The organism is Pseudomonas sp. PS01299, from assembly GCF_029960145.1.
GTDB lineage: Bacteria > Pseudomonadota > Gammaproteobacteria > Pseudomonadales > Pseudomonadaceae > Aquipseudomonas > Aquipseudomonas putida_A.
On record NZ_JASCPO010000278.1, the window covers coordinates 1 to 6,694 of the forward strand.

At 62.0% G+C, this 6,694-nt stretch carries 4 protein-coding genes; 2 read left to right on the forward strand and 2 right to left on the reverse strand.

Going from position 1 to position 6,694, the window contains the following annotated elements; genetic code table 11:
• Positions 1-78: 78 nt before the first annotated feature.
• Entirely contained in the window at positions 79-1,380 is a 1,302-nt protein-coding gene (locus tag QMX91_RS27625; RefSeq protein ID WP_210557068.1) for an ATP-binding protein, read from the reverse strand.
• Between the two features lie 4 nt (positions 1,381-1,384).
• Positions 1,385-2,086: a response regulator transcription factor gene (locus QMX91_RS27630; RefSeq protein ID WP_003224662.1), complete on the reverse strand. Its 702-nt coding sequence runs from the start codon at positions 2,084-2,086 to the stop codon at positions 1,385-1,387.
• Between the two features lie 275 nt (positions 2,087-2,361).
• Here QMX91_RS27630 and QMX91_RS27635 point away from each other — a divergent pair, with 275 nt between their 5' ends.
• Complete coding sequence (locus QMX91_RS27635) at positions 2,362-3,519, forward strand: efflux RND transporter periplasmic adaptor subunit (RefSeq protein WP_096797435.1); 1,158 nt, start codon at positions 2,362-2,364, stop codon at positions 3,517-3,519.
• A 15-nt stretch (positions 3,520-3,534) separates the two neighbouring features.
• Complete coding sequence (locus QMX91_RS27640; RefSeq protein WP_282413682.1) at positions 3,535-6,633, forward strand: efflux RND transporter permease subunit; 3,099 nt, start codon at positions 3,535-3,537, stop codon at positions 6,631-6,633.
• Positions 6,634-6,694: the final 61 nt, after the last annotated feature.

Below are 6,694 nucleotides of genomic sequence, written 5' to 3' on the forward strand. Positions count from 1 at the left end.
CGAAAGCGGTGTGTCAGATTAATTTATGTCGACTGACACTCCGCCTTCGCGAGCAAGCCCGCTCCCACAGGTTTCGGGTCAAGTCATGTCAGGCAACCACAACCTGAACCGCGCCCCACCCAGCGGCGAACTTTCAACCGTCAAGGTCCCGCCCTGCGCCTCCAGCGCCCGACGGCTGATGGCCAGGCCCAGACCAAAGCCGCCGGTAGCCCGATCACGACTGCGATCAAGTCGATAAAACGGTTCAAAAATCCGCTCACGCTCATCATCCGGGATGCCAATGCCATCGTCGTCGACCCAGATCTCGCAACCATCGGGGCTGACCTGCACGCCAATCTGAATGCGTTTTTCGCAATAGCGCATGGCATTGCGCAGCAGGTTCTGGATCGCTCGGGCGGTCAGGCGCGGATCCAGCGTGAAACGTTCGAGCTGACCGTGCAGCAGCACATCGATGACGATGTCCGGCGAGTCCAGTTCTTCATCGACACTGCCCAGAATGCTGTCGATAAACTCATCCAGCGAAACCTCGACCTGTTCCGGCAACTGCGCCGGGTTCTGCAGGCGGCTGTAGGACAGCAGTTCCAGCACCAGCTCATCCAGTTCCCGAATGTGTGCGACCAGTCCTTGCAGGCGCTCGCGACTGGTCGCCGGCAAATCATCGGACAGCGCCAGGGCCAGACCGAAGTCCAGACGGGTCAGCGGCGTGCGCAATTCGTGGGACACCGCATTCAGCAGGTCGCGCTGCTGGTTGAGCAGATTTTCGATATCGCCGGCCATGGTGTCGAACACGTTGGCCAGGCTGCCGATGTTGGAACTGGCGGGGATTTGCGTGCGCTCGTTCAGGTGGCCCTTGCCGAAGCGTTCGGCGGCGCCCTTGAGGCGCTCCAGATCGCGCCAGTGCGGACGAATCCACAGTAGCAGGCAGGCGAGCATGCTCGCACCGATCAGCACGTTGATGCTCCAGTACAACAGATTGACGTCCAGCGGATCCGGCGGCACTACCATCTGCACGGCAACGTCTTCGTTCAGCGGCGTGACCGCCAAGGTGCGCCATCCCCAATCGCCAATGCGCACCACGTTTTCCCCGGCGCGCAAGCGCACTTGCTCGGGGGCGGTGAACCCGGCGTCGTCGATGCGCGCCAGTGCGATGTGCAGCGGCTGGAAGTCCTTGTCCATCGACTGCGCCAAGGCTGGCCACTGATCCTGTGGCACCGCGTGAAACTGCCGGGTGATCAGCGATTGCAGGCCGCGCGAATAGTCGAGGTTGTAGGTGATGAAGCGCTCGCGGAACGCCATGATCACCAGATCCGGCACCAGATAGATCGCCGCGCTGTAGGAGACGATCGTCACCAGATACAGGCGAAAGAGGATTCTGAACATCAGCTCAGCATTCCCACTCGGAGCGGCTGAACAGGTAACCCTTGCCCCACACGGTCTTGATCTTGCGCGCCTCGCCGGCGTGATCGTCGAACTTGCGCCGCAGCTTGGAAATCGCCACGTCCACCGAACGGTCGGTGCCGTTGAACTCGATGCCGCGCAGGCGTTGCAGGATCTGGTCGCGGCTCAGCACTTCCCCGGCATGCCGGGCCAGCACCACCAGCAAATTGTATTCGCCGCTGGACAGTTCCACCGGTTGCTCGCGCCAGGTCACGGTGCGCTCGGACAAGTCGATGCACAGATTGCCCATCACAATCCGGTCATTGACCGTCATCGGTTCACCGAGGCTGCTGCGCCGCAGCAACGTACGCACCCGGGCCAGCAAAACCCGTGGCTCGCACGGTTTGGTGACGTAATCGTCGGCGCCCATTTCCAGGCCCAGCACCTGATCGTGACTGTCGTCGCGGGCGGTCAGCATCAGGATCGGCAGCGTCGCCGAATCGGCCCGCAGCAGGCGGCAGACTTGCAAGCCGTCAAGGCCCGGCAGCATCAGGTCGAGGATCACCAGATCCGGCGGATTGATCCGTGCCCGCTCGCGCACGTGGTCACCACGGCCGATCACGCTGACGGAATAGCCGTTGCGCTCCAGGTAGCTGGAAATCAGTTCGGCGAGGGCGGTGTCGTCTTCGACCAGGAGGATGTTGGGCATGGGGTGTTCCAGGAAAGTGCTGTGGCGACTGTTTGGGCCTCATCGCGAGCAGGCTCACTCCTACAAGGTTCGTGTCTGACACAGTTCCAATGTAGGAGTGAGCCTGCTCGCGATGGCGGTTTATCTGTCGCAATAAATTTCAAGGCGTAAAGGATATACGCCCTCGCCCGTCCCTGAGTAAAACCCTTACACAATTTCACACAGCGCCTACAAAGCTTCACCGCTACCCTCGGCGTCTGGCCTTAGGATGCGGGCTTCAATATTGGGGGTGGTACATGTCAAAAAATCTTCTGGCCGGGCTCGGCCTGATCGCCGCTGCGCTGTTGCTGAGCGCCTGTGATTCGTCCTCGAAGGCCGAAGAAGAAGCGCCGCCAGCTACCGTGCGCATCGAGACCATCGAGGCCCGCCCCCTGTCGATCAGCAGCGAACTGAGCGGTCGTATCGCCGCCCCGCGCATCGCTGAAGTGCGTGCCCGAGTGGCTGGGGTGGTGTTGCAACGGACCTTCCGTGAAGGCAGCGACGTGAAAAAGGGTGACGTGCTGTTTCGCATCGACCCGGCACCGTTCAAGGCTGATCTCGATAGCGCCGAAGCCGCGTTGCGCAAGGCCGAGGCCAATGCCTTCCAGGCCAGGCTGCAGGAACAACGCTACGCGCAGTTGATCGACGACAAGGCCATCAGCGCTCAGGATTACGACAACGCCCGCGCCAATGCCCGGCAAACCGCCGCCGATGTGGCGGCCAATAAAGCTGCAGTGGAACGCGCGAAGCTGAACCTCGGCTACGCCACCGTCACCGCGCCGATTTCCGGGCGGGTCGGCCGTGCATTGGTCACGGAAGGTGCGCTGGTCGGGCAGAACGAAACCACGCCGCTGGCGCTGATTCAGCAGCTCAACCCGATCTACGCCGACCTTACTCAGTCGACCCGTGAACTCAACGAACTGCGTCGCGCGTTCCGTTCCGGGCAGTTGCAGGCAGTCGGTCAGGATCAGGTCAAGGCCACGCTGATTCAGGATGACGGCAGCCTCTATCCGTTGCCGGGCAAATTGCTGTTCAGCGACATCAGCGTCGATCCGGGCACCGGCCAGATCATTCTGCGCAGCGAGTTCCCCAATCCCGATCTCGACCTGCTGCCGGGCAGCTTCATACGTGTACGTCTGCAACAAGCCACCGTACAGAACGGCATCACCGTGCCGCAACGTGCGGTGCAGCGTGACAGCGCGGGTATCGCCCAGGTGCTGACCGTCGACGAGCAGATGCGCGTCGCCCAGCAGCCGGTGCAATTGGGCGCGGTGCAGAACGACCGCTGGATCGTCACCGGCGGCCTCAAGCCCGGCGACCGCATTGTCATCGAAGGCCTGCAACACGCCCGTCCAGGCGAAAAAGTGCAGATCGACGACACCCCTCTTCCACTTGCCCAGACCTCTGGTCAGTAAGCAGGACGCTTTCATATGCCGCAGTTCTTTATCGATCGCCCGGTGTTCGCCTGGGTTGTCGCCCTGTTCATCCTGTTGGCCGGTGCGCTGGCCATTCCGCAATTGCCGGTGGCGCAGTACCCCGATGTCGCGCCGCCACAGATCGAAATCTACGCGGTGTACCCTGGCGCCTCGGCGCAGACCGTCGATGAAAGCGTGGTCAGCCTGATCGAAGAAGAGCTCAACGGCGCCGATCACCTGCTGTACTTCGAATCGCAGAGCAGCCTCGGCAGCGCGACGATCAAAGCGACGTTCCAGCCGGGCACTAACCCGGAACTGGCTCAGGTGGATGTGCAGAATCGCCTCAAAGTGGTCGAGTCGCGCCTGCCGCAGGCAGTCAATCAGCAAGGCCTGCAGGTGGAGAAAGTCTCTGCCGGCTTCCTGCTGCTGATCACCCTGACCTCCAGCGACGGCAAGCTCGATGACGTAGCGCTCAGTGATTATCTGGCGCGCAACGTGATGAACGAGATCAAACGCATCGACGGCGTCGGCAAGGCGCAGCTGTATGGCGCCGAACGCGCGATGCGGATCTGGATCGATCCGCAGAAGCTGATCGGTTTCAACCTGACCCCGGCTGACGTCAACGCCGCCATCGTCGCGCAAAACGCCCAGGTGTCGGCGGGCAGTATTGGCGACTTGCCCAACCCATCCTCGCAGGAAATCACCGCGACCATTCTGTTCAAGGGGCAGTTGTCGACGCCGGAAGAGTTCGCCGACATCGTGCTCAAGGCCAATCCGGACGGTTCCACCGTGCGCATCGGCGATGTGGCACGGGTCGAAGTCGGCAGTCAGGAATACCAGTTCGGCACGCGCCTGAACGGCAAGCCGTCCACCGCTGTCGGCGTGCAGTTGGCGCCTGGGGCCAATGCGCTGGCGACCGCCACATTGATCCGGGCGAAGATGGACGAACTGTCGCGCTACTTCCCCGCGGGCGTCGAATACAAGATTCCGTACGACACCTCGCCGTTCGTCAAAGTCTCGATCACCAAAGTGGTTTACACCTTGGGCGAAGCGATGCTGCTGGTGTTTGCGGTGATGTTCCTGTTCCTGCAGAACATCCGATACACGCTGATCCCGACGCTGGTGGTGCCGGTGGCCCTGATGGGCACCTTCGCCACCATGCTCGCGCTGGGTTTCTCGATCAACGTGCTGACCATGTTCGGCATGGTCCTGGCGATCGGCATTCTGGTGGACGATGCTATTGTCGTGGTGGAAAACGTCGAGCGCATCATGGCCACTGAAGGCCTGTCGCCGAAAGAAGCGACGCGCAAGGCCATGAAACAGATCACCGGGGCGATCATCGGTATTACTCTGGTGCTGGTGGCGGTATTCATCCCGATGGCATTCATGCAGGGTTCGGTGGGCGTGATTTACCGGCAGTTCTCGCTGTCGATGGCGACCTCGATCCTGTTCTCGGCGTTCCTTGCCCTGACGCTGACGCCGGCACTGTGCGCCACGCTGCTCAAGCCGATTGCCAAGGGCGAGCATCATGAGAAGAGCGGATTCTTCGGCTGGTTCAACCGCCGCTTCGAGCAACTGACCGATCGCTATCAAGGCTGGGTCGGCTACGCGCTGAAGCGCAGCGGGCGTTATCTGCTGATCTACGGCGTGCTGCTGATCGGCATGGGGTTGTGCTTTGCGCGTCTGCCCTCCTCGTTCCTGCCGGTTGAGGATCAGGGTTACACCATCACCGACATTCAGTTGCCGCCGGGTGCGAGCAAAAACCGTACGGTGCAGGTGGTCGAGCAGATCGAGGCGCACAACGCCAGTGAACCGGGGGTTGGCGACAGCACGGTGATTCTCGGCTTCAGCTTCTCCGGCAGCGGGCAGAATGCGGCGCTGGCGTTTACTACCCTCAAGGACTGGTCGGAGCGCGGCAGCGACGATTCGGCTACGTCGATTGCCGATCGCGCCAATATCGCCCTGAGCCAGATCAAGGATGCCATCGCGTTCGCTGTGTTGCCGCCGCCGGTTGACGGCCTCGGCACGTCGAGCGGCTTCGAATTCCGTCTGCAGGATCGCGGCGGCCTCGGCCACGCGACATTGATGCAGGCGCGCAGCGAACTGCTCGCCGCCGCCGAGAAAAGCCCGGTGCTGATGAACGTGCGCGAAAGCGCGCTGGCCGAAGCGCCGCAGGTGCAACTGGAGGTAGACCGCAAGCAGGCCAATGCGCTGGGCGTGTCGTTCGCCGACATCGGCAGCGTGTTGTCCACCGCCGTGGGTTCCTCCTACATCAATGATTTCCCCAATCAGGGACGCATGCAGCGGGTGGTGGTCCAGGCCGAAGGCGATCAGCGCAGTCAGGTTGATGATCTGCTGAAAATGCACGTGCGCAACAACGCCGGGCACATGGTGCCGCTGTCGGCGTTCGTTCAGGCCAAGTGGACGCAAGGCCCGGCGCAACTGACCCGTTATAACGGTTATCCGGCGATTGCGATTTCCGGCGAACCGTCGCCGGGGCACAGTACCGGCGAGGCCATGGCGGAGATCGAACGGCTGGTCGCCCAAGGGCCGAAAGGTCTGGGTCAGGAATGGACCGGGCTGTCGTTGCAGGAACGTTTGTCCGGCAGTCAGGCGCCGATCCTGCTCGGTCTGTCGTTGCTGATCGTGTTCCTGTGCCTGGCGGCGCTGTACGAGAGCTGGTCGATTCCGACTTCGGTGCTGCTGGTGGTGCCGCTGGGTGTGCTCGGCGCAGTGCTGGCGGTGACCTTGCGCGGCATGCCCAACGACGTGTTCTTCAAGGTCGGGCTGATTACCATCATCGGTCTTTCGGCGAAGAACGCGATCCTGATCATCGAGTTCGCCAAGAGCCTGTACGACGAAGGTCATGACCTGATCGATGCGACGTTGCAAGCCGCGCGCCTGCGTCTGCGGCCGATCGTCATGACTTCGCTGGCGTTCATCCTCGGCGTGGTGCCGTTGGCCATCGCCACTGGCGCCAGTTCGGCAAGCCAGCAGGCGATCGGCACCGGAGTGATCGGCGGGATGATCACGGCGACGCTGGCGGTGATCTTCGTGCCGTTGTTCTTTGTGGTAGTGATGAAGCTCGTACGACGCTTCAGCAAACACCACTGAACCCTGTGGGAGCGGGCTTGCTCGCGAAGGCTTCGTGTCAGTCAGTATTCATGTAGCTGAC

What these genes read in the sequence shown, in the direction of transcription:
- QMX91_RS27625 (WP_210557068.1), bottom strand. Translation starts at nt 1,380, where the DNA reads ATGTTCAGAATCCTCTTTCGCCTGTATCTGGTGACGATCGTCTCCTAC.
- QMX91_RS27630 (WP_003224662.1), bottom strand. Translation starts at nt 2,086, where the DNA reads ATGCCCAACATCCTCCTGGTCGAAGACGACACCGCCCTCGCCGAACTG.
- QMX91_RS27635 (WP_096797435.1), top strand. Translation starts at nt 2,362, where the DNA reads ATGTCAAAAAATCTTCTGGCCGGGCTCGGCCTGATCGCCGCTGCGCTG.
- QMX91_RS27640 (WP_282413682.1), top strand. Translation starts at nt 3,535, where the DNA reads ATGCCGCAGTTCTTTATCGATCGCCCGGTGTTCGCCTGGGTTGTCGCC.